The organism is Kitasatospora sp. NE20-6, assembly GCF_045862635.1.
Map to the genome: position 1 here is coordinate 15,102 of NZ_BPRL01000007.1, position 24,456 is coordinate 39,557.

Sequence of the window (24,456 nt, forward strand, 5' to 3'; positions counted from 1 at the left end):
GTGCAGCCGGTGCGCACACCCAGCGCGCCTTGCCCGGAGGTGACCGGACCGGTCACCGGCGACCCCGGGCGGCCGGACAGACCGAGGAGTGAACGTGACCGTCAAAAGCACGGCGAGGGCGCGCAAGAAGGCCGCCCCCGGCGTCCCTGACAACCTCCGCGCAGGCACGGACGCCGCGCCGGAACTCGTACAGCTGCTCACGCCGGAGGGCGACCGGGTCGAGAACCCGGAGTTCCCGCTGACCGTCGACGCCGACGAGCTCCGGGCGCTCTACCGCGACCTGGTGCTGGTCCGGCGCTTCGACGCCGAGGCCACCCTGCTGCAGCGGCAGGGCGAGCTCGGCCTGTGGGCCTCGCTGCTCGGCCAGGAGGCGGCCCAGGTCGGCTCGGGCCGGGCCATGCGCCCCGGCGACTACGCCTTCCCGACCTACCGCGAGCACGGCGTCGCCTGGTGCCGCGACGTCGACCCGCTGAACCTGCTCGGCATGTTCCGCGGCGTGAACCACGGCGGCTGGGATCCGAACGAGAAGAACTTCCACCTCTACACCATCGTCATCGGCTCGCAGACCCTGCACGCGACCGGCTACGCGATGGGCATCACCAAGGACGGCGCGGACGACGCGGTGATCGCCTACTTCGGCGACGGCGCCTCCAGCCAGGGCGACGTCAGCGAGGCGTTCACCTTCGCCGCGGTCTACAACTCGCCCGTGGTGTTCTTCTGCCAGAACAACCAGTGGGCGATCTCCGAGCCCACCACCAACCAGACCCGCATCCCGCTCTACCGCCGCGCCTCCGGCTTCGGCTTCCCCGGCGTGCGGGTGGACGGCAACGACGTGCTGGCCTGCCTCGCCGTGACCCGCTGGGCGCTCGACCACGCCCGCAGCGGCAACGGCCCGGTGCTCGTCGAGGCGTTCACCTACCGCATGGGCGCGCACACCACCTCCGACGACCCGACCCGTTACCGGCTCGCGGAGGAGACCGAGGCCTGGAAGGCCAAGGACCCGATCACCCGCCTCAAGGCCCACCTGGACAAGGAGGGCTTCGCCGACGACGCGTTCTTCGCGGGCGTCGAGGCCGAGAGCGAGGCGCTCGGCCTGCGGGTCCGCGAGGGCGTGCGCTCCATGCCCGACCCGGATCCGACACTGATCTTCGACCACGTCTACGCGGAGCCGCACGGCCTGGTGGACGAGGAGCGGGCCGAGTACGTGGCCTACGCGGCCTCTTTCGAGGGCGGGGAGAACCACTGATGGCAGAGCGGCTCAGCATCGCGAAGGCGCTCAACGACGCCCTGCGCCGGTCGCTGGAGAGCGACCCGAAGACCCTCCTCATGGGCGAGGACATCGGCAAGCTCGGCGGCGTCTTCCGCATCACGGACGGCCTGCAGAAGGACTTCGGCGAGGACCGGGTCATCGACAGCCCGCTCGCCGAGTCCGGCATCATGGGCACCGCCATCGGCCTGGCCCTGCGCGGCTACCGCCCCGTGGTGGAGATCCAGTTCGACGGCTTCGTCTACCCGGCCTTCGACCAGATCGTCTCGCAGCTCGCCAAGATGCACGCCCGCTCGCTCGGGAACGTGAAGCTCCCGATCACCGTCCGCATGCCCTACGGCGGCGGCATCGGCGCGGTGGAGCACCACAGCGAGTCCCACGAGGCGTACTTCGCGCACACCGCCGGCCTCAAGGTCGTCACCCCGTCCAACGCGCACGACGCGCACTGGATGCTGCGCGAGGCCGTGGCCTCCGACGACCCGGTGATCTTCCTGGAGCCCAAGCGGCGCTACTGGGACAAGGGCGATGTCGGCGACGCCTCCGACCTGTCCCTGCACTCCGCGCGCATCGTGCGCCCGGGCACCGACGCCACGCTGATCACGTACGGCCCGATGGTGAAGGTCTGCCAGGAGGCCGCCGCGGCGGCCCAGGAGGACGGCCGCAGCCTGGAGGTCGTCGACCTGCGCTCGCTCTCCCCGGTCGACTTCGCCACGCTGGAGGAGTCGGTCAAGCGGACCGGCCGCGGCATCGTCGTGCACGAGGCACCGGTCTTCCTGGGCATGGGCGCCGAACTCGCCGCCCGGCTCACCGAGCGGTGCTTCTACCACCTGGAGGCGCCGGTCCTGCGGGTCGGCGGCTACTTCGCGCCGTACCCGCCGTCCCGTGTCGAGGAGGCGTTCCTGCCCGACCTCGACCGGGTGCTCGACGCCGTCGACCGCGCGCTCGCGTACTGAGAGGGGCGACGCCATGACCACCGAAGTACGCTCGCTCCGCGAGTTCCGCATGCCCGACGTGGGCGAGGGCCTCACCGAGGCCGAGATCCTCTCCTGGTACGTCAAGCCGGGCGACACCGTCACCGACGGGCAGGTCGTCTGCGAGGTCGAGACCGCCAAGGCGGCGGTCGAGCTGCCGATCCCCTTCACCGGGGTCGTCGAAGCGCTCTTCTTCCCGGAGGGCTCCACCGTCGACGTCGGCACCGCGATCATCGCGGTCGCCGTCGCGGGTGCCGCCCCGGCCGCACCCGCCCCCGCCGCCGCAGCACCCGCGGCCGCGGCTTCGGCGGGCGCCGAGGCGGAGGCCGTGCCCGAGCGCCGGGAGGTGCTCGTCGGCTACGGGCCGCGCACCGGCGGCGCCCAGCGCCGGGCCCGCCGCGTGCCGGCCGCCCCCGCTGCCGCGGCGGCACCGGTTTCACGTGAAACATCTCCGGCCCCGGCGGCTCCGGTCGCTCCGGCCCCGGCCGCTCCGGCCGTGCTGCCCGCCCAGGCGGGGGAGCGGCCGCTCGCCAAGCCGCCGGTCCGCAAGCTCGCCAAGGACCTCGGCGTCGACCTGCGGACGGTCGTCCCGACCGGTCCCGCCGGTGTGATCACCCGGGAGGACGTGCACGCCGCGGTCGCCCCGGTCGCCCCGGTGCAGGAGCCGGCCGAGGCCGTCGCGCCCGCCGCCGTCGCTGCTGCGCCCGCCGACACCGCTCCCGCGGCCGCCCTCCCGGTGGCCGTCGCGAGCGGCGCGGAGGACGTCCGCATCCCCGTGAAGGGCGTGCGCAAGGCGATCGCGTCGGCGATGGTCTCGTCGGCCTTCACCGCTCCGCACGTCACGGAGTTCGTCCAGGTCGACGTGACGCGCACGATGAAGCTCGTCCGGCGGCTCAAGGAGAGCGGCGAACTCGGCCCCGGCGTCCGGGTCAGCCCGCTGCTGCTCGTCGCCAAGGCGCTGCTCACCGCGGTCAAGCGGCACCCGGCGGTCAACGCCAGCTGGGACGAGGCCGCCCAGGAGATCGTCCTCAAGGGCCGGATCAACCTCGGCATCGCGGCCGCCACGCCGCGCGGCCTGATCGTGCCCAACATCAAGGACGCGGGCGCGCGGAGCCTGACCCAGCTCGCGGTCGCGCTCGGCGAACTCGTCGACACCGCCCGCGAGGGCAGGACCGCGCCCGCGGACATGCAGGGCGGCTCGATCACCATCACCAACGTCGGCGTCTTCGGTGTCGACACCGGCACGCCCATCCTCAACCCCGGCGAGGCGGCCATCCTCGCCGTCGGCGCGGTCCGGGCGATGCCGTGGGTGCACAAGGGCAAGGTGGTGCCGCGTCAGGTCACCACCCTCGCGCTCTCCTTCGACCACCGCCTGGTCGACGGCGAACTCGGCTCCCGGGTGCTCGCGGACACCGCCGCGATCCTGGAACACCCCAAGCGCCTCATCACCTGGGGCTGACCGCCCCGGGAACGCCGCGGCCCCGCCCCCTCGCGAGGGGGCGGGGCCGCGGCGTTCTCTTGCTCAGCGGCGCCGCGAGCGCCGCACCAGCAGGGCCCCGGACCCGGCGGCCAGCACCGCCGACCCGGTGACGACGCCGAACCCGGCCAGGGAGGGCGCCGCTGCGGCACCGGTCACCGACGCGACCGGCGCCGTGCCGACCGGCACCGCCCCGGCCGGTGCCGCCGCCGCAGCCGGCGCGGCGTCCGCCGCGGACCGTTCGACCGTGAGGGTGAACGACGCGGTGCCGCCCGCGACGCCCGGCCCGCCGAGGACGTCGATCCGCGTCAGCTCCGCCGGCAGGGACGCCGTGAGCGCCAGCCGGAAGAGGTAGCGGTGGGCCTGACCGTCCGGCACCGGTTCGGCGACGGACGAGGTGTCGACGGTCAGCGTCGGGTCGCACCCCTGGTGCACCGGCAGTTGCTGCCACGCGCCCTGCCGCATCACCTCGACCGTGACGTCCTCCGGCTGCAGGTTCACCAGCCGGCCCGGTTCCGCCGAGGACTCCGAGGCGAACAGCGCGAGCTGCGGCGCCAGCCGCTCGTACGGCGCGCCGGTGAAGTTCGCCTGCTCCAGCGCGATCTCCACGGCCGGGCCGCCCGGTGCGGCGGTCTCCGGCAGCGGGGGGACGAAGCCCGCGACGGGGTCCGTGGTGTGCCGTGGTGCCGGGGAGGCCGCCGCGGGCGGCGTGTCGCCGCAGGCTGCCCGAGCGGTGCCGGCGGAGAGGACGGGCAGGACCGCGCCGACGGTCAGGGCGGCCGCGGCGACGACGGCGGCGCGGCGGGCGGGGCGGGAGACGGCGGACGTTCGCATGGCAGCCCCCAGGGCATGGTGCGGCAATGTGCAGGCGAAGGTGTCCGGTGCAGCGGCCCCGGCCTCCCGCGCCGAGCCTTCACCCCATTGACGCACGATCCGGCCGGTCACGGGGGGAGCGCGGGCAAGATGTCGTCCTGGCCCGCGGATCGCGCCTGCGGCGCGCTCCCCGCGCCCGTGCCGGGCCGTCCCGTCGGGCCGGGCCTTGTCCCGGAGAATTCCTCCGGGGTTCCGGCGGCCCTCCGCGATACTGCTCGGCATGTCCGATCATCAGACAGCGGTGCAGGTCGAGTCCGCCGCCATCCCGTCCGAGTACCCGCCGTCGCTCCGGCGCGACGTCTCGCTGCCCGCCCTGCTCGCCGGGCTCGTCTGCATCGCCGTGTCGTTCTCCGGCCCGCTGGTGGTGGTGCTCGCCGCGGCGGCGGCCGGCCGGCTCGACCAGGCGCACACCGCGTCGTGGATCTGGGCGGTGTCGATCGGCAGCGGCCTGACCTGCCTCTTCCTCAGCTGGTGGACCCGGACCCCGGTGATCACCGCCTGGTCCACCCCCGGCGCGGCGCTCCTGGTGGGCAGCCTCGGGGCGTACCCGTACCGGGAGGCGGTCGGGGCCTTCGTGCTGAGCTCGGCCGCGGTGGCGGTGTTCGGTGTCACCGGGCTGTTCGGGCGGCTCGTCCGCGCGATCCCGGTCGGGATCGTCAACGCCATGCTGGCCGGCATCCTCTTCACCTTCGGGGCCGGCATCTTCACCGAGCTGCACGGTGCCCCCGTGCTGGTGCTCGGCTCCTTCGCCGCGTTCCTGGGCGCCAAGCGGTTCGTCCCCCGGTACGCCGTGCCGCTGGCCCTGGTGGCCGGCGCCGTGCTCGCGGCCGCGACCGTCGGCCTGCCGCTGCACGTCGGATCGGGCGGCCCCACCCGGCCGGTGCTCACCGTGCCCGCCTTCTCCTGGGCGGCGGCCGTGGGCCTGGCGCTGCCGCTCACCATCGTGGCGCTGGCCTCGCAGAACGCCCCCGGCCTCGGCATCATGCGGGCCTCGGGCTACCGGCCGGACGACCGGCTGCTGGTCGGGGCGACCGGCGGGCTGTCGGTGCTGCTCGCCCCGTTCGGCTCCCCGGGGGTCAACCTGGCGGCGATCACCGCCGCGATCTGCACCAGCGAGGAGAGCCACCCCGACCCGCGCCGCCGGTACGTCGCCGGGATGTCCGCCGGCGTGCTCTACCTGGTGGTGGGCAGCTTCGGCGGGGTGCTGGTCAGCCTCTTCACCGGGCTTCCGCACGTGCTGATCGCGGTGATCGCCGGAGTGGCCCTGCTGGCCTCCTTCCAGGGCAGCCTGGCCGCGGCGGTCGCCGACGAGCGCGGCCGGGACGGCGCGGTCGTCACCTTCCTGGCCACCGCCTCGGGCATGACGCTGTTCGGCATCGGCGCACCCTTCTGGGGGCTGCTGCTCGGCGTGGCCACGCACGCCGTCCTGACCTTCCGGCGGCGCTGAGGGCGCCCTCGTCCCGGTGCCGTCCCGCTCCTGAGGCGGCGGGCCGGCCGTGCCCGTACGCCGCCCGGCGGAGTGACCCGAATGGTGGAATTCGCTGCGGGAGACGGGTGCCCGGGCCGGATTCGGTGCTGTCGCACCACGGGGGGCGACGGGCCCCGTGCGACGCTGGGGCGGCTCGGCCCGGGCTGCGGTGGGGAAGGCGCATCAATCGCTCCGGTGCACGTGGAAATCCGTCCGACGAGCGGCGGTGAACGGCTGGGGACTGGCGTTGAGCGACCTGATCAGTGAACCGGGGCAGGAATGCGACCCGGACGAGCCGGAGGACACCGCGCCGGCCGGCCGGTCGCCGACGACCCGGCGCCGCCGGGCGCTCCTCGCGACGGCGGCGGCCGCCGCGCTGGTGGCCTGCGGCGGCCTCGCCGCCGCCGCATTCGTCACCTCGCCCGCCGAGCGGGCCGCCGGCACCGCCCCGCCGCCGGACACCCTGCTGACGGCGCAGGCGACGATGCAGGTGCTGACCAGGTCCACCGTCGTCCGCGGCCAGGTCCACCCGCCCACCCGCTACGACGTCACCCCGGTGCCGACCTCGGCCGAGATCACCCAGCTCTACGTCTCCGCGCTGGCCGTGAAGGCCGGCGACCGAGTGGAGAACGGTCAGCTGCTCGCGGAGGTCTCCGGCCGGCCGCTCGTCGTGCTGCACGGCGCCGTCCCGGCCTACCGCGACCTCAGGCCCGGCAGCAGCGGGCCGGACGTGGCTCAGCTGCAGGCCGCGCTGGCCGACCTCGGGCACGGGCGCGGCGCGGACGACGAGGGCGACTACGGGCCGGGCACGGCCGCAGCGGTGACCGCCTACTACCGCGGACTCGGCCGCCAGGCGCCGACCGCGGGCCCGGCGGCCCGCCAGGCGGTCGACGCCGCCCGCCAGGCGGTCGAGGCGGACCGGCGCCAGGTCGACGCGCTGACGGCGCAGCAGGCCGCCGCACCGGCAGGGTCGGCCGAAGGGACCGCCGCGGTGCCCGCCGGGCAGCTCGCCGAGGCCCGCGCGCGGCTGGCCGACGACACGGCGGCACTGGCCGAGGCGCAGGCGCTCGACGGGCCGACGGTGCCGGCCGGCGAGGTGGTGTTCGTGCCCGCCCTGCCCGCCGTCGTCACCGCGGTCAACGCGCCGGTCGGTGCGCCGGTGACCGGCGCCCTGCTCTCGCTGGCCGCCGGTGACCTGGTGGTCACCGGGGAGCTGCCCCCGGGCCAGGCGCCGGGGATCCGGGCGGGCATGGCGGTGGAGATCCTCTCCGAGGCGACCGGCACCACGGTCAAGGGACGGGTCGCCGAGGTGGGCACCCCGACCACCGCACCTCCGGTCGGCCGGGTCGTCCCGATCGGCGGGGCCGCGGCCGGTGCGGCCGCCCCGCCCGCCGGCGGCGCGGCCGGGGCCTCCCCGGGGCCGGACCCGCAGGTCCCGGCGTACGTGCCGCTGCGGATCGAACCGGCCGAGCCGCTGCCGGCCGCGTTCGACGGGCAGAACGTGCGGATCACGGTGGCGCGCAGCGCCACCGCCGAACCGGTGCTCAGCGTGCCGGTCGCCGCCGTCTTCACCGACGCCTCCGGGCGTACGGCGGTCACCCGGATCGACTCCCTCGGCCGGCGGATCACCGTGCCGGTGACCACGGGCGTCAACGCCAACGGCCAGGTGGCGGTGACCCCGGTGCAGACCGCGCAGCTCCAGGCGAACGACCCGGTGGTGGTGGGCCGGTGAGCGAGGTGGTCCGCCTCGACGGCATCGGCCGCACCTTCGCGGGCCCGCCGCCGGTCACCGCGCTCCACCCGTGCGACCTGGTGGTGCGGCAGGGCGAGTACGTGGCGGTCACCGGGCCGTCCGGCTCGGGCAAGTCGACCCTGCTGCACCTGCTGGGCCTGCTCGACACCCCGAGCTGCGGCCGCTACCTGCTGGACGGCATCGACACCGGAGGGCTGTCCGACCGGGACCGCTCCACCCTGCGCGGGAGCCGGATCGGCTTCGTCTTCCAGTCGTTCCACCTGCTGCCGCACCGCACCGCGGAGGAGAACGTGCTGCTCGCCCAGGTCTACAACCGCACCCCGTGGCCGGACCGCGGGCCGGCGGCCCGTGCGGCACTGCGCCGCGTCGGCCTGGGCCACCGGCTGGACGCGCTGCCCACCACGCTCTCCGGCGGCGAGCGGCAGCGGGTCGCCGTCGCCCGGGCGCTGGTCAACCGGCCGAGCCTGCTGCTGTGCGACGAGCCGACCGGCAACCTGGACTCCGCCGCCGCCGCGGTGGTGCTGGAGCTCCTGACGGGTCTGCACGACGACGGCCGCACCCTGGTCGTGATCACCCACGACCCGGCGGTGGCCGTCCGGGCCGGGCGGGTGGTGCACATCGGCGACGGCCGCCTCGCCGAGCCGGCGGCGGCCTGATGGCCAGGACGGTGCTGCCCGGGCCGCCCTCCCGGTTCGGCCCGCGCGACATCGTGTCCGAGGCCCTGGCGGGGGTGCTGCGGCGGCCGGGGCGTTCGGCCCTCACGATGCTCGGCACCGTGCTCGGCATCGGTGCGTCCGTCGCCGTGCTGGGGCTGGCGGCGACTGCGTCCGGGCAGATCGGCGCCCGGTTCGACCTGACGGAGGCGACCACCGTCACCGTGGCCGACCACCCGGTGACGGACGGCGTGCCGCCCGGTGCCAACCCGCAGTCCGGCTTCCCCACCGACGCCGACGCCCGGGCCGGCCGGATCGAGGGCGTGACCGCGGCAGGCGTCTGGTGGCGCATCCCGGCGGAGCACCTGCGGATCTCCGCCTCGCCGGCCGGCGGGCCCGCGGCGCCGGACCTGGCGCCGGACCTGGCGCTGATCGCGGCCAGCCCGGGCGCGGTCGCCGCGATGCACCCCGCGCTGACCGCCGGGGTGACCCTCGACCGGTACGCGCAGTCGGCCGAACTGCCGGTCGTGCTGCTCAGCACGGCGGCCGCCACCCGCCTGGGGGTGCACCGGCTGGACGCACAGCCCGCGATCTTCATCGACGGACTGCCCTACACCGTGATCGGCGTGTACGAGGACACCGCACGGCTGCCCGACCCCCGGCCCGGTCTGATCATCCCCGGCTCGACGGCGCTGGCCCGCTTCGGCAACCCGGGCCCCGGCACCGACCGGGCCGCCCACCTGCTGGTCGCCACCCGGGCCGGTGCGGCCGCGGTGGTCGCCGGCCAGCTCGCCGTGGCGCTGCGCCCGGACGCCCCCGACCGGTTCACCGTCACCGCCCCGCCGGACCCGCGCACCCTGCGCGACCCCGTCAGGGCCGACCTGGCCGGACTCCTCCTGGCGCTCGCCGCGACCTGCCTGGCCGTGGGCGCGGCGGGCATCACCGGCACCACCCTGGTGGCGGTGGTGGAGCGCACCCCGGAGATCGGGCTGCGCCGCGCCCTGGGCGCGCGCACGCACCACATCGCCGCGCAGTTCCTCACCGAGTCGGCGGTGCTCGGCGCGCTCGGCGGCCTCGTCGGCACCTGCGCCGGGGTGCTGACCGTGCTGGCCGTGGCCGCCGCCCGGGACTGGACGGCCGTCCTGCAGCCGTGGGCGACCCTGCCGGCGCCGCTGGCCGGCGCCGCGCTCGGCGTGCTCGCCGGCCTCTACCCGGCCGTCCGGGCGGCCCGGACGGACCCGCTCGCCGCGCTGCGCAGCGGCTGAGCGGCCGGTGCCGCGGCCGGTACCGGAGCCGCGGAGGCCGCCGGCGCCAGCCGACACGCCGGACGGGCATTGGTCCGGTCCGGCGAACTTCGGGCTCGACCGGTGGGCCGGGCGCACCGCCGTGGGTACGTCTGTGCGACCCCCACCCGAGCCCCCGCCGGGTGACCGGAGCCCGGAGGACGCACCCGCATGCCGCCTGGCAACCCTGGCAGGATCGTCCGGAGCCTCGCCGCCCTCATGCTGATGTCGGCCGCGGTGCTGCCCGCCGCCCTGGAGGTGGCGGCACCCGCACCGTCCGCGGTGATAGGGCCGCCCGTCGGTCCGCTGCCCGACCGGGTGGCACCGCCCGCCCCGCACCGGCTCGACCTGCGGGCCCCCGGCGCCGCCCCCAGCGTCGACGTCCGCCGCGCCGGAGACCCGGCCAACCGCATCACCCTGGTGCTGCTCGGCGACGGCTACACCCTCGGCCAGCAGGCGCTCTTCCAGGAGCAGGCCGACCGGGCCTGGCGGGCCCTGATGGAGATCGAGCCGTTCCGGACGTACCAGAACTTCTTCAACATACGGCGGGTCGAGGTCGTCTCCCCGGCCGCCGGCATCGCCGAGTCGGAGGACGGCGAAGCCGCCGACACCCCGCTCGGCATGCACTTCTGGTGCGAGGGGACGGCACGGCTGCTCTGCGCCGACGAGGACGCCACCGCCCGCTACGCCGGGCCGGACGCCGGGCCGCAGTACCTGATAGCGCTCGCCAACTCCGCCGAGTACGGCGGCGCGGGCGGCACCGGGGTCACCACGCTCGCGGGCGGCAGCCCGGACGCCGGACGGATCATCCAGCACGAGATCGGCCACACGGTCGGCGACCTCGGCGACGAGTACGACAGCGCCCCCACCGACCCGGCCTACGCCAACCTCTCCGCCGTCGACGCCGCCGAGATGCTGCGGACCCGCACCAAGTGGTGGCGGTGGCTCGGCGCCACCTCGCCGGACGGCGGGGGCACGGTCGGCGCGTACCGCAGCGCCAACGGCCTCTACCGGCCCACCCCCGACTCCGTGATGCGGACCCTCGGCGGCTCGTACAACCTGCCGTCGCGCGAGGCGATCGTCGAGCAGCTCTACCGCCGGGTGCAGCCGCTGGACGGGACGGTGCCCGCCGCCGGACCGGTCGCCGGGCGTCCCCGGCTGCAGGTGTCCGCGCTGCCGCTGGACGGGCCGCGCCAGCTGCACGTCGACTGGACGGTGGACGGGAAGCCGGTGCCGCCCACCGCCGCCGGCGGCAGCTGGCTGGACACCGCCACCCTCGCCCTGCCCGCGGGAGCCCGCGTCACCGTCACCGCGACCGTCCGGGACACCACGGACTGGGTCCGTGACGAGGCCTTCCGCGACCGCTACATGACCCGCACCGTGAGCTGGACGCTGACGGGCTGACCGGAGGCCGCGCCCGCCGGCCGCCGGTACGGGACCGGCGGGCCGACGCGGCGGGCCGGACCCTGCCTGATTGGTCAGGTCATGGGATGACTAGGCTCGCGCCATGAGCGCGGACCCTGCCGGCACGACCACCCCCCTGCCCGGGGCCCGCCCGGCACCCGCGCCCCGCACCGACCCTCCCGGCGGCCGCGCCGCCTGGACGGCCTGGACGGTGGGCGCCTCCGTCTACCTCCTCGCCGTGGTCCACCGCACCAGCCTGGGCGTCGCCGGCCTCGACGCCGCCGCACGGTTCGGCATCGGGGCGTCCGCGCTCTCCACCTTCGCCGTCCTCCAGGTCCTGGTCTACGCGGCCATGCAGATACCCGTCGGCCTGCTCGTCGACCGGCTCGGCGCCCGCCGGGTCCTGCTGCTGGGCGTCCTGCTGATGAGCGCCGGGCAGCTCGCCTTCGCGTTCGCCGCGTCGTTCGGCCCGGCCCTCGCCGCCCGCGCCGTGATCGGCTGCGGCGACGCCATGACCTTCATCAGCGTGCTGCGGGTCGCCGCGCACTGGTTCCCCGCCGCCCGGAACCCGCTGATCGCCCAGCTCACCGGCCTCGTCGGCGTGGTCGGCAACCTGTTCACCACCGTCGTCCTCGCCCAGGCGCTGCACAGCCGCGGCTGGACGGTCACCTTCGCCGCCATCGGTGCCGCCGGTGCCGCCGTCTTCGCGCTCGTCGCCCTCACCCTGCGGGAGGGACCGGAGCACGGACGGGGCCGCCCCCTGCCCGCGGCACCGGTCCGGGTCGGCGCCCAGATCCGGGCGGCCTGGGCCGAACCCGGCACCCGGCTCGGCCTGTGGGTGCACTTCACCACCGCCTTCCCCGCCGCCGCCTTCGGCCTGCTCTGGGGCATGCCCTACCTCGTCGAGGGCCAGGGCATGAGCCGCGCCGCCGCCGGCGGCATGCTCACCGTCCTCGTGGCCGGCACCATGGTCTTCTCCCTGGTCTTCGGCCGGGTCGTCTCCCGCAGCCCGCAGAGCCGCATGCCGCTCACCCTCGCGGTGATCGGCGCCACCGCGGGCAGCTGGGCCGCCGCCCTCGCCTGGCCCGGCGGGCGCCCGCCCCTCTGGCTGCTCCTCGTCCTCGTGCTCGTCATGGGCAGCAACGGGCCGGCCTCGCTGATCGGCCTCGACCACGCCCGCTCCGCCAACCCCCGCGAACGGCTCGGCACCGCCTCGGGCATCGCCAACATGGGCGGCTTCGTCGGGACGGTCGTCACCCTGCTCGGCGTGGGCGTCCTGCTCGACGCACTCGCCGGGCCCGGCGGCGCGTACACCGCCGAGACCTACCGGTGGGCCCTCTGCTGGCAGTTCCTGCCGCTGGCCGCCGGCACCGCGATGATCCTGCGCCTGCGCCGCAAGGTCGCCCCCACCGGCTGACCGGCCCGCCGGCGGACGCCGCCCCTCCCCGGCCAGGGAGGGACGGCATCCCCGTGTCAGGCCTCGCCGAGCTCCCGCAGCAGATCGGCGATGTCGGGCGCGGCGCCGGACAGCCGGGCGCGTCCCAGCTCGCAGGAGAGCGCGCCGCCGGCGGAGGGCCGTACGGCCGGCGTCGCCAGCCGGCGGATCAGCTCCACCAGCTTGAGCCGCGGGCAGCGCGGGACGGCCACACTGCCCCGGATGCCCACGTGCTCCACGCTCGGGCAGCTGAAGTACCCGCCGAAGGGCGGGCCGCTGTCCTCCTCCCGCCCGGGCACCCGGAACACCATCTCGCCGTGCCGGCAGTGCACCGTGCCGTCCGAGTGCACGAGCACGCCCAGTCCGTCACCCCGCGTGACCTCGGCGACGATGTCGACCCGGCCGCCGACCGCCTCGGCGAGGGTCTCGGCCATCCGCTCCCGGTGGTGGCCGAAGTCGAACTCGCCCGCCCGGATCGCCGGCAGGAGCTCGTCGGTGACCCACGCCTGGAAGGGCGCCGCGGACCGCTTGTGGGACCGCATGATCAGCCGGTAGAGGCCGGCCTCGCTCAGCACGCCGACCACCGGATTTCCCCGCCCGTAGGGTTTCCCACCTGCGTAAACGTGCGCACCCTCAGTCGGGCTGAGGGTTACGGTCCGCAGATCGATCCGCCGGGTGTGGCCCGGGTCCAGCGACTTCGCGGCTTCGCTCGGATTGGTCCGGCCGAGGATCCTGCACACGTCCGCGGTGACGAACCACGGCTCGCCGTCGATCATCACCACCCTGATCGGCTCCCCGGTGACCGGGAACTCCGACGGCACCAGCACCATGCCGGTCTCGTCGTCCATGCCGCCCCTCCTTCACTCTCGGTGATGGGTCTGCACGCATCAACGAGGGCCGAACGGGTGACGTGACGGCCGGCCGGGGGTGTCCGGGGGATCAGCGGTGCACGCCACCCGCGTACGGGGGCGCGCGCCGCGGTGCCTGCGCCGGGCCTGGCGGGAGCGTCAGGGGGTGACGGCGAAGTGGGCGATGACCCGCGCGGCCAGCTCGGTGTCGCCGTCGACCCGGATGCCCGCCGCGGCGGTCTCCGGGCGGACGCGCCCGCAGGCGAGCCGCACGTACGTCTCCCAGTCGAGGTGGAGCTGGACGTCGGGGGCGAGGCCCACCGAGGCGTCGACGCTGCCCTGCCCCATCGCGTCGACGCGGACGGTGCGCAGGAACTCCACCGGGCCGGTCACGTCGAGGACGACCGTCGAACCGGCCGGTGCGCCCGCCAGCTTGGCGACCACCTTGGGCAGTGCCTGGACCAGCAGGTCGCGGGCGACCAGGGCGCCGGGCGAGTCGAGGTTGCCGGGCACCTGCAGGGCGCGGCGCAGGTCCTGCTCGTGCACCCAGACGTCGAAGGCGCGGTTGCGCAGCAGCTCGGTGTAGGGGATGTCGCGGGAGAGCGGGCCGGCCGGCCAGCGGACGAGGTCCTGCGGCTCCTGCCGGGCGTTGCGCAGGGCCCGGGAGCGGCGGATCACCGTGTACTCGAGCTCGCTGGTGATCTCGACCGGGGTGTGGCAGCGCCGCTTGTCGACCGGCAGCTCGATGTAGCGGGCGAACTCGCTGGTGACGTGCCGCAGGTCGCGGGGGAGCGAGTGGATCGGCCGCGGGTCGCCGAGCAGCTCGGACTCGACGGCGATGATGTGCGAGACGACGTCGCGCACCGACCAGCCGGGGCAGTCGGTGGGCCGGTTCCACGAGTCGGTGGGCAGCGGGGCCAGCAGCTCCGCGACCGACTCGATGGACTGGGTCCACGCGTCGGTGTAGGCCTGCACGGTCTGGTTGTCCGTCACGGGAATCTCCGGCCCTCCGTCAGCTTCCGACACCGCCGCCGCTACCGCCGAGACCTGGGGGCGCAAGTGCTACCCGCACGTTACGCTGTCGGGTCACAGCAGGGCAGTGCTTTCGGGTGATGATCGTAGGACTCTTGCCGTGGACGGTGGTACTGTGCGCGCTTCATTGATCCAACTCGCGGTCTCCGACGCCGAACCGCCGGCCGAGCGGAGGTCGCGCGCGGCCGCGCTGGTCCGTGCCCAGGACGGGGCGGACCTCGTCGTCCTGCCCGAGCTCTGGGCACTCGGCGGTTTCGCGTACGACGCCTGGTCCGCCGGGGCCGAGCCGCTCGACGGGCCGACCGCCGAGGCCATGGGCGCCGCCGCCCGGGCCGCGGGCGTCTGGCTGCACGCCGGCTCCATCGTGGAGCGCGACCCCGACGGCCCGATCTACAACACCTCGCTGCTCTTCGCGCCGGACGGCACGCTGACGCACACCTACCGCAAGATCCACCGCTTCGGCTTCGACAGCGGCGAGGCCGTCGCGATGGGCGCAGGCCAGGAGATCGTCACCGCCGACACCGGCGTCGGCCGGCTCGGCCTCGCCACCTGCTACGACCTGCGGTTCCCCGAGCTGTTCCGCGCCCTGCTCGACGACGGCGCCGAGCTGCTGGTCGTCCCCGCCGCGTGGCCGGCGCGCCGGCGCGAGCACTGGACGCTGCTGGCCCGGGCGCGCGCGGTCGAGGAGCAGGCCTACGTGCTCGCCTGCAACACCGCCGGCACCCACGGCGGGGTGCCGCAGGCCGGGCACAGCCTGGTCGTCGACCCCTGGGGCCGGGTGCTCGGCGAGGCGGGGGCCGAGGAGGAGGTGCTCACCGTCGACCTCGACCCGGCGGAGGTGGCCAAGGCGCGGGCGGAGTTCCCGGTGCACCGCGACCGGCTGCTGGGCATCCCGGCGCCGGTCCAGCGCTGACCGGCGGACCGGCCGCGGGGCTGTCCGCTTATGGGCGGGGTTGGGCGCGTGTGTACCCGGAGGACATCTCTTTGAGAAGATGAGCCGCCATCGTGTTCCGCGGTGGTTCCCCGACCGCCGAGAGGAGGGGTGGCCCGCATGAACGGCACCGGTGCCGCCCGTCCGCCGATCCAGCGCAACAGCCTGCGGGAACAGATCGCCGACGCCCTCCGCGAGGAGATGATGGCCGGCCGCCTCCCGGCCGGCCGGAACTTCACCGTCAAGGAGGTCGCCGACCTGTACGGGGTCTCCGCGACCCCCGCCCGGGAGGCGATGGTCGACCTCGCGGCCCAGGGCCTGCTGCGCACCGAGCACAACCGCGGCTTCACCGTGCCCGCGTTCACCTGGCGGGACTTCCTGGAGATCTTCGAGGCCCGCACCCTGCTCACCGACAGCGCGCTGCGCCGCCTCACGGCCGGCCCGTCCCGCCGGTTCGACTGGTCGCGGCTGCCTTCGCTGCGCCGCCGGGCGGACGCGGCGGCCCGGGCGTCCCGGTCCGGGCAGCTCGACGTGCTCGTCGGCTGCGACCTGCGGTTCTGGAAGGAGGCGTCCGGGCTGCTCGGCAACGCCCGGATCTCCGAGTACCTGGGCTGGCTGCGGGTGCAGTCCTGGATGTTCGCCGCGCCGTTCCTGCGGCCCGCCGAGGACCTCGGCGGGCTGTGCTGGGACCGCCACGGCGAGCTCGTCGACCGGATCGAGGCCCGCGACCTCCCCGGCGCCCACCAGACGGTGAACGACTACAACCTGCACACCCTCGAACTCCTCGCCCGGCTGTCCGGCGAGGACCTCGACAGCGTGCCGGTGGTCGGCCTGCTGCGGGCGCCGGTGGCGCGTCCGGCCGTGGCACCCGTCGCCGAGGACGCGAACCGGGTGCCGCTGCCGCGGTCCGTCCCGCCGGGCCGGTTCGGCCGGCCGGTGCACCCGGTGGCGTCCGCGGGCGGCGAGGCCGCCTCGCCCTGACCGGCGGGCACCCGCCCGGCGGGACGGGCCGGGGCGGCCCGAGGAGGTCGACGGCCGCGAGGACCCGGCCGGTAGGGTGGGCGGTCGTTCCCCCACCAACGCCGGCGGCCGCACGCGGCGCCCGACCACCGGAGAGGGTGAGCCGGCCCATGGCCTGCGACCTCTGGCTCGTCCCGCTCGTGGACGTCCTCACGTACAGCCCCGAGAACCCCTTCCGCGAGGACCTGGCCCGCTACAACGCGGTACTGGCAGGCCACGGGCTGCCCGAGGTCCCGGTGCACAGCTACGCGCCCGGCATCAGCGGGGACGTCGAGCCGATAGCCGCGTTCGACTACGACTCGCTGCACTTCCTGCGCCGCGCCTACCTGCTGGGCATCACCGGCTTCGCCATCACCCCGGTGGACGCGCTCGGCGGTGACTACGAGCAGCTGCTGGAGATGTTCGAGTCGACCGCCGAACAGTCCCACCTGGTCTGGCACTTCGACCATGCCGGGGCGTACGTGCCGGTCGAGTTCGGTGTGCCGCTGGTGGACGACGCGCTGCTCGCGACCGGAGGCCCGCTCGGCTCCTCGTACGGGCTGCTGCGTGAACTGCAGGCGGTGGCACCGGTGCTGGGCATCGACGTGCTCGATCCGCCGCTGCCGACCAGGCCGCTCGCCCCGACCGGGCTGGAGCAGCCGTTCGCGCCGCCGCTCGACGACGTCCACCCGTACGCCCGTGAGCGGCACGCCTGGGCCGGGCTGTACGCGGCGGCCACCCGCAGCGTCACCCAGGGCTCGATGATCGTCTTCGCCTGACCGTTCCCGGTCGTTCCTGCGTCCGGCGCCCCGGGCCCAGGCCCGCGCCTCCGCCCCGCGCCTCCGGCCGGGAAGGGCCGGGAACGGCCGGAGGGGCGGCCCCCGTGGGACCGCCCCTCCGCCGCACGTGCGGCGCGCACCGGCGCCGTCAGCGCAGCGGGCCCTCCGGCGGGCGCTGGCGCGGCATCGTGGGCCGGGTGCCCGGCGACGGCAGCACCCGCACCTGGGCGCCGATGCCGCCCTCGCAGCGGCCGCCCCAGGTGCCGGGCGCCTGGGTGGGCAGCTGCGTCATCGAGGCGCGGAACTCCAGCATCCACTCCGAGGTCTCGGTGCGGACCATGTCGGAGACGTCCTCGCAGAACCGCCGCAGCACGCCGAGGCACCGCTCGGCCGCCTCGCCCGCGGTGCCCTCGGTGGGGCCCAGCACCTCGCGCACGCACTCCGAGGCCCAGTCGAACTGGAACGCCTCCAGGCGGCGCTGCAGCGCCTGCGCGGTGGACACGTCCCGCATCCAGCCCGAGGTCAGGCCGAACGCGCGGTCGGTGAGCAGGCAGGCCGCCGCCAGGACGAGGCCGACGTAGCCCCAGCCGGCGGCCTGCTCCAGCACGCCGGTCAGGCCGACCAGCGGGGCACTCGCGCCGCCCACCGCGGAGACCGCCGCACCGAAGCGCAGCAGCCGGGCCCAGCGGCGCTTCCAGACGCGGTCCCGGCGGTACCAGTCGATCGCCTCCACGGCCCGCTCCTCGGACCAGCGGTACAGCTCCTCCAGGCGCTCGGCGGGCTCGCCCCAGTCGCCCAGCGGGAACTGGCGGGCGCTCAGGTCGGCGCGGCGCCGGGTGGGGGTCCTGCCGGGCGCGGTCGCCGACGGCTGGTCCTCCTCACCGACGTCCTTGCCCCAGGGGCTCTCCTCGGGTTGCATTTCCGGCTGGCTCACCTGTGGGGCTCCCTGTGGCGGGGTGACAGTGCAGTCCTTGGCTGGACACGTGGCTGACGGCGCGTCGAACCGGTACGCCGTCGCACATGGCTCCGTGCTGGGGGTGTGAGCCGCCCATGGTGCCGTGCCCCGGCGGTCGCCGGTTCTCGTCCAACAGCATGTCTTACCCCCAAATGGCTTACCGTGGGGCGGCTTCGGCTGTGATCGTTATCCGAATTCGGGTCCGGAAGCCGAGGTGGGAGGGTTTCGCCGGTCGGCGGGATTTCACTCTTCCGGGTCATGCCCGCAGGCTCCCCGGGCATGACCCGGCCCGGTGGACCGGCCCCCGCGGGCGCCCGGCTTGGACGATCCTCCGAAGCGGATGCGGCGAAAAGCGGCACCATTGGAGGTTTCGCCACCACCAGGGAGAGAACGGAACAGGCCACCGACTAGGCTCTCGGAGCGTGAAGGTCCTCGTAATCGGCGGCGGCGCCCGCGAACACGCCCTGTGCCGCTCCCTGTCCCTTGATCCCGCCGTCACCGAGCTGCACTGCGCCCCGGGCAACGCCGGGATCGCGCAGGTCGCGACGGTGCACCCGGTCGACCAGCTGGACGGTGCGGCCGTCACCGCCCTGGCCCGCCTGCTGGAGTCCGACCTCGTGGTGGTCGGCCCCGAGGCGCCGCTGGTCGCCGGCGTCGCCGACCCGCTGCGCGAGGCGGGCATCCCGGTCTTCGGCCCGTCCGGCGAGGCCGCCCAGCTGGAGGGCTCGAAGGCGTTCGCCAAGGACGTGATGGCCGGCGCGGGCGTGCCGACCGCGCGCTCCTACGTCTGCACCACGCCCGACGAGGCCGCCGCCGCGCTGGACGCCTTCGGCGCGCCGTACGTCGTCAAGGACGACGGCCTGGCCGCCGGCAAGGGCGTCGTCGTCACCTCCGACCGCGAGGCCGCGCTGGCGCACGCCGCGTCCTGCGACCGCGTGGTCATCGAGGAGTACCTCGACGGCCCCGAGGTGTCGCTCTTCGCGATCACCGACGGCACCACCGTGCTGCCGCTCGTCCCCGCGCAGGACTTCAAGCGCGCCCTGGACGGCGACGAGGGCCCCAACACCGGCGGCATGGGCGCGTACTCCCCGCTGCCCTGGGCCCCCGAGGGCCTGGTCGACGAGGTCATGGCCACCGTCCTGCAGCCCACCGTCGACGAGCTGCGCCGCCGCGGCACGCCGTTCTCCGGCCTGCTGTACGCGGGGCTCGCGCTGACCTCGCGCGGCACCCGGGTGATCGAGTTCAACGCCCGGTTCGGCGACCCGGAGACCCAGGTCGTGCTGGCGCGGCTCCGCACCCCGCTGGCCGGTGTGCTGCTGGCCGCGGCCAGGGGCACGCTCGGCGAGCTGGAGCCGCTGCGCTGGGACGAAGGCGCCGCCGTCACGGTGGTCGTCGCCTCCGAGGGCTACCCGGCGGCGCCGCGGACCGGCGACGTCATCGAGGGCCTGGACGACGTGGCCGACGCGACCACGTACGTGCTGCACGCGGGCACCCGCAGCGGCGAGGGCGGCGAGGTGCTCAGCGCCGGCGGCCGCGTGCTCTCGGTCACCGCGACCGGCGCGGACATCGCCGAGGCCCGTGAGCGCGCCTACCGCGGCATCGCGCGGATCTCCCTGAAGGGCGCGCAGCACCGCACCGACATCGCGCTGAAGGCGGCGCAGTAGCAGGACCCGCACCGAGGGCGCTGCACACCGTGGGACAACCCCCATGGGTGCAGCGCCCTCGGACGTTTCGCGGGCCCGGCCGGCGCCGCCGCGGGGGTCTCGCCGGGGTGCCCCCCGCCCGTAATCCAGCCCTTCGGGTGACTGATCGGACATCCGGCTGACGCAGCCCCGGCCGCGGTCGTAGGGTGCGCTGGATCGCGCCCGCCCGTGGCCCTGCCGTGGGGGCTGCCACCGGGTGGCGCGTCGCTCCCGGGGGGATGCTGGGGGCGTCCGGAACGCGCGCGCCGTCATCAGGACGGGTGGAATGCACAGCGATCCGGAACACCCACCTGCACGAGGGCGTCAAAACTGTCAGAAGAGCCATGAAGGATGCACACCCGGGGGCGGCTGCCGCCGTTTCCCGGCCGGATACTGATCATTTCGAGTCGGCTCGGACGTTCCGACCGCTGGTCCCCCGATCTCCGGTCACCCACCGCCCGACCGCTCCGAAGGGGGTGCCGCGCCGAATGGCCGCTGTCGACGCCGCACGCGCGCATGCCCGGGCCGTGCTGCGAATCCGTGGCTGGGCCCTGGCTGCCACCGTCCTGCCCGCCGCCCTGGCCGTCGTGCTGCTGGCGGGCCGTCTCACCGGCCGGATCGGCGCGCCCGGCGCGCCGGACGCCGCCGGATGGGACGCCGCCCGCTGGGCGGTCACCGCCGTCGCCGTCGTGGCGCTGCTGGTCGGCTGGCTCGTCCGCCGGTCGCACCGCACCGCCGTGCCGCCGGTCACCCCGGCCGTGCCGGTCGCCCCCGCGGAGGCGCCGGAGCTGCACCGCCTGATCGCCGAACTGGCCGACCGCCTGGAAGTGCCCGCCCCGGCGGGCATCTCCCTCACCCCCGACTGCGACAGCTGGCTGGAGGAGTCGCCCGCCGACGCCCGGCGCGGGGCCGGTCGGGCGGGCCAGGTGCTCGTGATCGGCTCGCCGTTCCTGTGGTGGATGCGGGCCGGTGAGCTGCGGGCCCTGCTCGCGCCCGTGGTGGCGGGCACCGCCGCCGCGGCCGACCCGGACATCGCCGCCGCCCGGCGCTTCGTCCGCAGCCTCGACGCGGCCCTGGGCGAGCGGCGGCGCGGTCCGGCCGCCCTGGTCGACCGGATCAACCGGTCGCTGCTCGGCGCCTGCCGGGAGCACTCCGCCGAGCTGGAGCGCTCGGCCGCCGCCTGGGCGTCCGAGCAGGCCCGGGCCGTCGACTACGGGCTGCGGATCGCCGCCCAGGAGCAGGTCGGCCTGGCGTACGCGGGCTGGGACCGCCTGCTCACCCGGGTCGCGATGCCCGCGTGGCGGCTCGGCCGGCACCCCGAGCACCTGAACGCCGGGGTGGTGGCCGCGCTCACCGAGCTCGCCCGCCGCGACCGGCTGGCCGACGGCTACGAGACCCGCCTCGGCGACCGCCCCGCCTGCGACCTGCTGGAGGAGCCCGGCCGGGTGGACACCGAGGTCTCCCTGCTCGCCGCCGAGCTGCTGCACGCACCGCCGCCCGGCGGCTGGCGGCAGCTCGACTGGGACGCCTACCCGGCGGACGTCGTCGACCGCGGCTGGCGGGAGCGGGCGGCCGTGCTGCGGGCCGTGCTCGACGGCGGCTCCGCCCCGCGGTCCGCGGAGCCGCCGCTCGGCAGGCTACTCGCCCGGCTCGCCGGGGGCGGGGGCGAGGAGCTCGCCGCCGCCCTGGGCGCGGAGCTGTCCCGGTCCGCACCGCACGGGGCACCCGCCCGCGGCGGGCGCGACCTGCTCGCGGAGCACGTCACCGCGATGGTCTGCTGCGCGGTGGTCGACGCCGGTGCCGGAGTGCCGGGGCTGGACTGGCTGGACGGGCCGGTGCTGCTCATGGGCGGCGTGCGGCGGGCCGACCTGGGCGCCGTGGTCGCCCAGGCCGTCGAGCTCGGCAAGGACGCGCCGCTGCGCGGCTGGCTGGAAGCGGCGGGCGTGCGCGCCGCGCGCCCCGTCCGCAGTTGGTGACAAACAAGATGAAATCGGGCGTCTTGCCTACGAGTTGCCACCACAGGGTGACGCAGTGCCAGCGACGTGTGGTGTGCTGGTCCGCACGCACATCCGTGTGGCACATGCCAGCCGCGGAGGGGCAGGGCGCCGGCGACCGTGGGAGGGGCGCGTGGGGACGGAACTCAACCACCGCTGGGAGTCCGGCACGCTGGCACACGGCGTGTCCGACCCCTTCGGGCAGGGACCGCTGCCGTGGCTGCGCAGCGCCGACCACTACCTGGCCGACGGTGCGGTGCCCTGGTACGTCAGCGTCGACGCGCCCGGGCAGCAGCCCCTGACCGTGCCGCGGCCCGCGTCCCCGGTGAACACGCCTGCCAACGCGGACGACGTCGCCCAGCAGATCAAGGGCTTCGCCTCGGCCGGCGCCGTCCGGCCCGGCGGCTCGGTCGACTTCCGGGTCACGGTCAACCCGCCCCGCGAGTTCACCGTCGACGTCTACCGCATCGGCCACTACGGCGGCGACGGCGCCCGCCAGACGGCCTCCAGCCCGCTCCTCTCCGGCCTCGTCCAGCCCGCCCCGCTCGTCGCCGGACGGACGGTCTCCTGCCACCACTGGTGGCAGTCCTGGCGGCTGCACGTCCCGGCCCACTGGCAGCCCGGCGCGTACGTCGCCGTGCTCACCACCGCCGACAACCGGCACCGCAGCCACGTGCCCTTCACCGTGCGGGACGCCGACCCGCAGCAGGCCGCCGACCTTCTGCTCGTGCTGCCCGACGTGACCTGGCAGGCCTACAACCTCTTCCCGGAGGACGGCCGGAGCGGGGCCAGCCTCTACCACGCCTGGGACGGCGAGGGGCGGCTCGTGGGGGAGTCCGAGGCGGCCGTCACCGTCTCCTTCGACCGGCCGCACGCCGGCGCCGGACTGCCCCTGCACGTCGGGCACGCGTACGACTTCATCCGCTGGGCCGAGCGGTACGGCTACGACCTCGCCTACGCCACCGCCACCGACCTGCACGCCGGGCTGGTCGAACCGCACCGGCACCGGGCGATGATCTTCCCCGGGCACGACGAGTACTGGTCGGAGCCCATGCGGCGCTGCGCCGAGCGGGCCCGGGACGGCGGCACCTCGCTGGTCTTCCTCTCCGCCAACACCATGTACTGGCGGGTCGACCTCTCGCCCGCGCCGTCCGGCGAGCCGCACCGGCTGCTCAGCTGCCGCAAGCACCAGCGGGTGCCCGCGGGCAGTCCCGCCGCCGGGCTCCCCGGCACCGCCGGAGCGCTCTGGCGGGAGGCCGGCGAGCCCGAGCAGGAACTGCTGGGGGTGCAGTACGCGGGCCGGGTGCCCGAGCCCGTCCCGATGATCGCGCGCAACACCGACCACTGGCTGTGGGCGGGCACCGGGCTGCGCGAGGCCGACCCGCTGCCCGGCCTGGTCGCCGGCGAGGCCGACCACTACCACCCGCGGGTGCCGCTGCCCGCGCACACCGAGCGGATCCTCCTCGCGCACTCCCCGTACCGCGACGGCGCGGGGCGCCGGCGGCACCAGCAGAGCTCCCTCTACCGGGCGCCGAGCGGGGCGTACGTCTTCGCCGCGGGCACCTTCGCCTGGTCGCCGGCGCTCGACCGGCCGGGCCACACCGACGAGCGGATCCAGCGGGCGACGGCCAACCTCCTCGACCACCTGTGCAAGGACGTCTGACGCGCTCGTGAAAGACTCGGGCCGTCAGCCCCCTTCCCTGAGGACGAGACGACCGTGAGCGGATTTGTCACCAAGCCCGAGCCCGTCCAGGTACCCGGCCTGGTCCACCTGCACACCGGCAAGGTGCGCGACCTGTACCGCGCCGCCGACGGCGACCTGGTGATGGTGGCGAGCGACCGCACCTCCGCCTTCGACTGGGTCCTGCCCAACGAGGTGCCCGACAAGGGCCGGATCCTCACGCAGCTGTCGCTGTGGTGGTTCGAGCGCATCGCCGACATCGTGCCCAACCACGTGATCTCCACCGAACTGCCGGCCGGCGCCCCCGCCGACTGGAAGGGCCGCACGCTCGTCTGCCGCAGCCTGGACATGGTGCCGGTCGAGTGCGTGGCCCGCGGCTACCTGGCCGGCTCCGGCCTGGCCGAGTACCGCGACGACCGGACGGTCTGCGGCATCGCCCTCCCCGAGGGCCTCGACAACGGCTCCGAGCTGCCCGCCCCCATCTACACCCCGGCGCTCAAGGCCGAGGTCGGCGAGCACGACGAGAACGTGCCGTACGAGGAGACCGCCCGCCGGATCGGCGCCGAGCTCGCGGCCACGCTGCGGCAGACCACCCTGGCGGTCTACGGCCGGGCGCGGGACATCGCCCGGGAGCGCGGCATCATCCTGGCCGACACGAAGTTCGAGTTCGGCCTGGCCGACGGCGAGCTCGTGATCGGCGACGAGGTGCTGACCCCGGACTCCTCCCGCTTCTGGCCCGCCGACCAGTGGCAGCCGGGACGCGACCAGCCGTCCTACGACAAGCAGTTCATCCGCGACTGGCTCTCCTCGCCGGCCTCCGGCTGGGACCGGAAGGGCGAGGAGCCGCCGCCGGCGCTGCCCGCCGAGGTCGTCGAGCGCAGCCGGGCCAAGTACGTCGAGGCGTACGAGCGCCTGACCGGCACCTCCTGGGTCTGACCGGCCCGCCGCGCGGGCGCACCCCCGGGTGCGCC

General features: G+C 75.6%; 20 protein-coding genes. 16 read left to right on the plus strand and 4 right to left on the minus strand.

Going from position 1 to position 24,456, the window contains the following annotated elements; translation table 11 throughout:
• Positions 1-94: 94 nt before the first annotated feature.
• From pdhA to SNE206_RS08430, 3 genes are read left to right on the plus strand one after another with little or no spacing between them, the layout of a single operon-like run.
• The gene (gene pdhA / locus SNE206_RS08420; RefSeq protein ID WP_407912750.1) at positions 95-1,246 is read left to right on the plus strand and encodes a pyruvate dehydrogenase (acetyl-transferring) E1 component subunit alpha; all 1,152 of its coding nucleotides are present in this window, start codon (positions 95-97) and stop codon (positions 1,244-1,246) included.
• Entirely contained in the window at positions 1,246-2,220 is a 975-nt protein-coding gene (locus tag SNE206_RS08425; RefSeq protein ID WP_407912751.1) for an alpha-ketoacid dehydrogenase subunit beta, read from the plus strand. Before pdhA ends, SNE206_RS08425 begins: the two co-directional genes overlap by 1 nt.
• 13 nt (positions 2,221-2,233) lie before the next feature.
• On the plus strand, positions 2,234-3,697 hold the full coding sequence (locus tag SNE206_RS08430; protein ID WP_407912752.1) for a dihydrolipoamide acetyltransferase family protein: 1,464 nt from the start codon (positions 2,234-2,236) through the stop codon (positions 3,695-3,697).
• Between the two features lie 63 nt (positions 3,698-3,760).
• On the opposite strand, the gene SNE206_RS08435 is transcribed toward SNE206_RS08430, so the two are convergent.
• The gene (locus tag SNE206_RS08435; protein WP_407912753.1) at positions 3,761-4,549 is read right to left on the minus strand and encodes a hypothetical protein; all 789 of its coding nucleotides are present in this window, start codon (positions 4,547-4,549) and stop codon (positions 3,761-3,763) included.
• Positions 4,550-4,808: 259 nt separating this feature from the next.
• Between SNE206_RS08435 and SNE206_RS08440 the strand changes: the two genes are divergently transcribed.
• From SNE206_RS08440 to SNE206_RS08465, 6 genes are all read left to right on the plus strand, one after another.
• Positions 4,809-6,035 carry a benzoate/H(+) symporter BenE family transporter gene (locus SNE206_RS08440; RefSeq protein WP_407912754.1) on the plus strand — a complete coding sequence of 409 codons (1,227 nt, stop codon included), beginning with the start codon at positions 4,809-4,811 and terminating at the stop codon, positions 6,033-6,035.
• A gap of 268 nt (positions 6,036-6,303) precedes the next feature.
• Positions 6,304-7,788, plus strand: a complete 1,485-nt coding sequence (locus SNE206_RS08445) for a peptidoglycan-binding protein (RefSeq protein ID WP_407912755.1) — start codon at positions 6,304-6,306, stop codon at positions 7,786-7,788.
• Positions 7,785-8,465 carry an ABC transporter ATP-binding protein gene (locus tag SNE206_RS08450; RefSeq protein ID WP_407912756.1) on the plus strand — a complete coding sequence of 227 codons (681 nt, stop codon included), beginning with the start codon at positions 7,785-7,787 and terminating at the stop codon, positions 8,463-8,465. The genes SNE206_RS08445 and SNE206_RS08450 overlap by 4 nt, the downstream gene beginning before the upstream one ends.
• The gene (locus SNE206_RS08455) at positions 8,465-9,727 is read left to right on the plus strand and encodes an ABC transporter permease (protein ID WP_407912757.1); all 1,263 of its coding nucleotides are present in this window, start codon (positions 8,465-8,467) and stop codon (positions 9,725-9,727) included. The genes SNE206_RS08450 and SNE206_RS08455 overlap by 1 nt, the downstream gene beginning before the upstream one ends.
• Positions 9,728-9,916: 189 nt before the next feature.
• Positions 9,917-11,149, plus strand: coding sequence for a M64 family metallopeptidase (locus SNE206_RS08460; protein WP_407912758.1), 1,233 nt, complete (start codon positions 9,917-9,919; stop codon positions 11,147-11,149).
• Positions 11,150-11,252: 103 nt separating this feature from the next.
• The gene (locus SNE206_RS08465) at positions 11,253-12,566 is read left to right on the plus strand and encodes an MFS transporter (protein WP_407912759.1); all 1,314 of its coding nucleotides are present in this window, start codon (positions 11,253-11,255) and stop codon (positions 12,564-12,566) included.
• 56 nt (positions 12,567-12,622) lie between these two features.
• On the opposite strand, the gene SNE206_RS08470 is transcribed toward SNE206_RS08465, so the two are convergent.
• Positions 12,623-13,432, minus strand: a complete 810-nt coding sequence (locus SNE206_RS08470; RefSeq protein WP_407912760.1) for a Bro-N domain-containing protein — start codon at positions 13,430-13,432, stop codon at positions 12,623-12,625.
• 159 nt (positions 13,433-13,591) lie between these two features.
• Positions 13,592-14,425, minus strand: coding sequence for a maleylpyruvate isomerase family mycothiol-dependent enzyme (locus SNE206_RS08475; protein ID WP_407912761.1), 834 nt, complete (start codon positions 14,423-14,425; stop codon positions 13,592-13,594).
• 154 nt (positions 14,426-14,579) lie between these two features.
• Here SNE206_RS08475 and SNE206_RS08480 point away from each other — a divergent pair, with 154 nt between their 5' ends.
• From SNE206_RS08480 to SNE206_RS08490, 3 genes are all read left to right on the plus strand, one after another.
• Positions 14,580-15,377: a carbon-nitrogen family hydrolase gene (locus SNE206_RS08480; protein WP_407912762.1), complete on the plus strand. Its 798-nt coding sequence runs from the start codon at positions 14,580-14,582 to the stop codon at positions 15,375-15,377.
• Positions 15,378-15,515: 138 nt separating this feature from the next.
• Entirely contained in the window at positions 15,516-16,376 is an 861-nt protein-coding gene (locus SNE206_RS08485; protein WP_407912763.1) for a GntR family transcriptional regulator, read from the plus strand.
• Between the two features lie 149 nt (positions 16,377-16,525).
• Positions 16,526-17,173 carry a hypothetical protein gene (locus tag SNE206_RS08490; protein ID WP_407912764.1) on the plus strand — a complete coding sequence of 216 codons (648 nt, stop codon included), beginning with the start codon at positions 16,526-16,528 and terminating at the stop codon, positions 17,171-17,173.
• Positions 17,174-17,321: 148 nt separating this feature from the next.
• On the opposite strand, the gene SNE206_RS08495 is transcribed toward SNE206_RS08490, so the two are convergent.
• The gene (locus SNE206_RS08495; protein ID WP_407912765.1) at positions 17,322-18,107 is read right to left on the minus strand and encodes an SLATT domain-containing protein; all 786 of its coding nucleotides are present in this window, start codon (positions 18,105-18,107) and stop codon (positions 17,322-17,324) included.
• Positions 18,108-18,550: 443 nt separating this feature from the next.
• On the opposite strand from SNE206_RS08495, the gene purD reads away from it, so the two are divergent.
• The 4 genes from purD (at position 18,551) to SNE206_RS08515 (ending at position 24,421) form a co-directional block, all read left to right on the plus strand.
• On the plus strand, positions 18,551-19,792 hold the full coding sequence (gene purD, locus SNE206_RS08500) for a phosphoribosylamine--glycine ligase (protein ID WP_407912766.1): 1,242 nt from the start codon (positions 18,551-18,553) through the stop codon (positions 19,790-19,792).
• A 506-nt stretch (positions 19,793-20,298) separates the two neighbouring features.
• Positions 20,299-21,786 carry a hypothetical protein gene (locus SNE206_RS08505; protein ID WP_407912767.1) on the plus strand — a complete coding sequence of 496 codons (1,488 nt, stop codon included), beginning with the start codon at positions 20,299-20,301 and terminating at the stop codon, positions 21,784-21,786.
• Positions 21,787-21,937: 151 nt separating this feature from the next.
• The gene (locus SNE206_RS08510; RefSeq protein WP_407912768.1) at positions 21,938-23,467 is read left to right on the plus strand and encodes a N,N-dimethylformamidase beta subunit family domain-containing protein; all 1,530 of its coding nucleotides are present in this window, start codon (positions 21,938-21,940) and stop codon (positions 23,465-23,467) included.
• 54 nt (positions 23,468-23,521) lie between these two features.
• On the plus strand, positions 23,522-24,421 hold the full coding sequence (locus SNE206_RS08515) for a phosphoribosylaminoimidazolesuccinocarboxamide synthase (protein ID WP_407912769.1): 900 nt from the start codon (positions 23,522-23,524) through the stop codon (positions 24,419-24,421).
• Positions 24,422-24,456 lie beyond the last annotated feature (35 nt).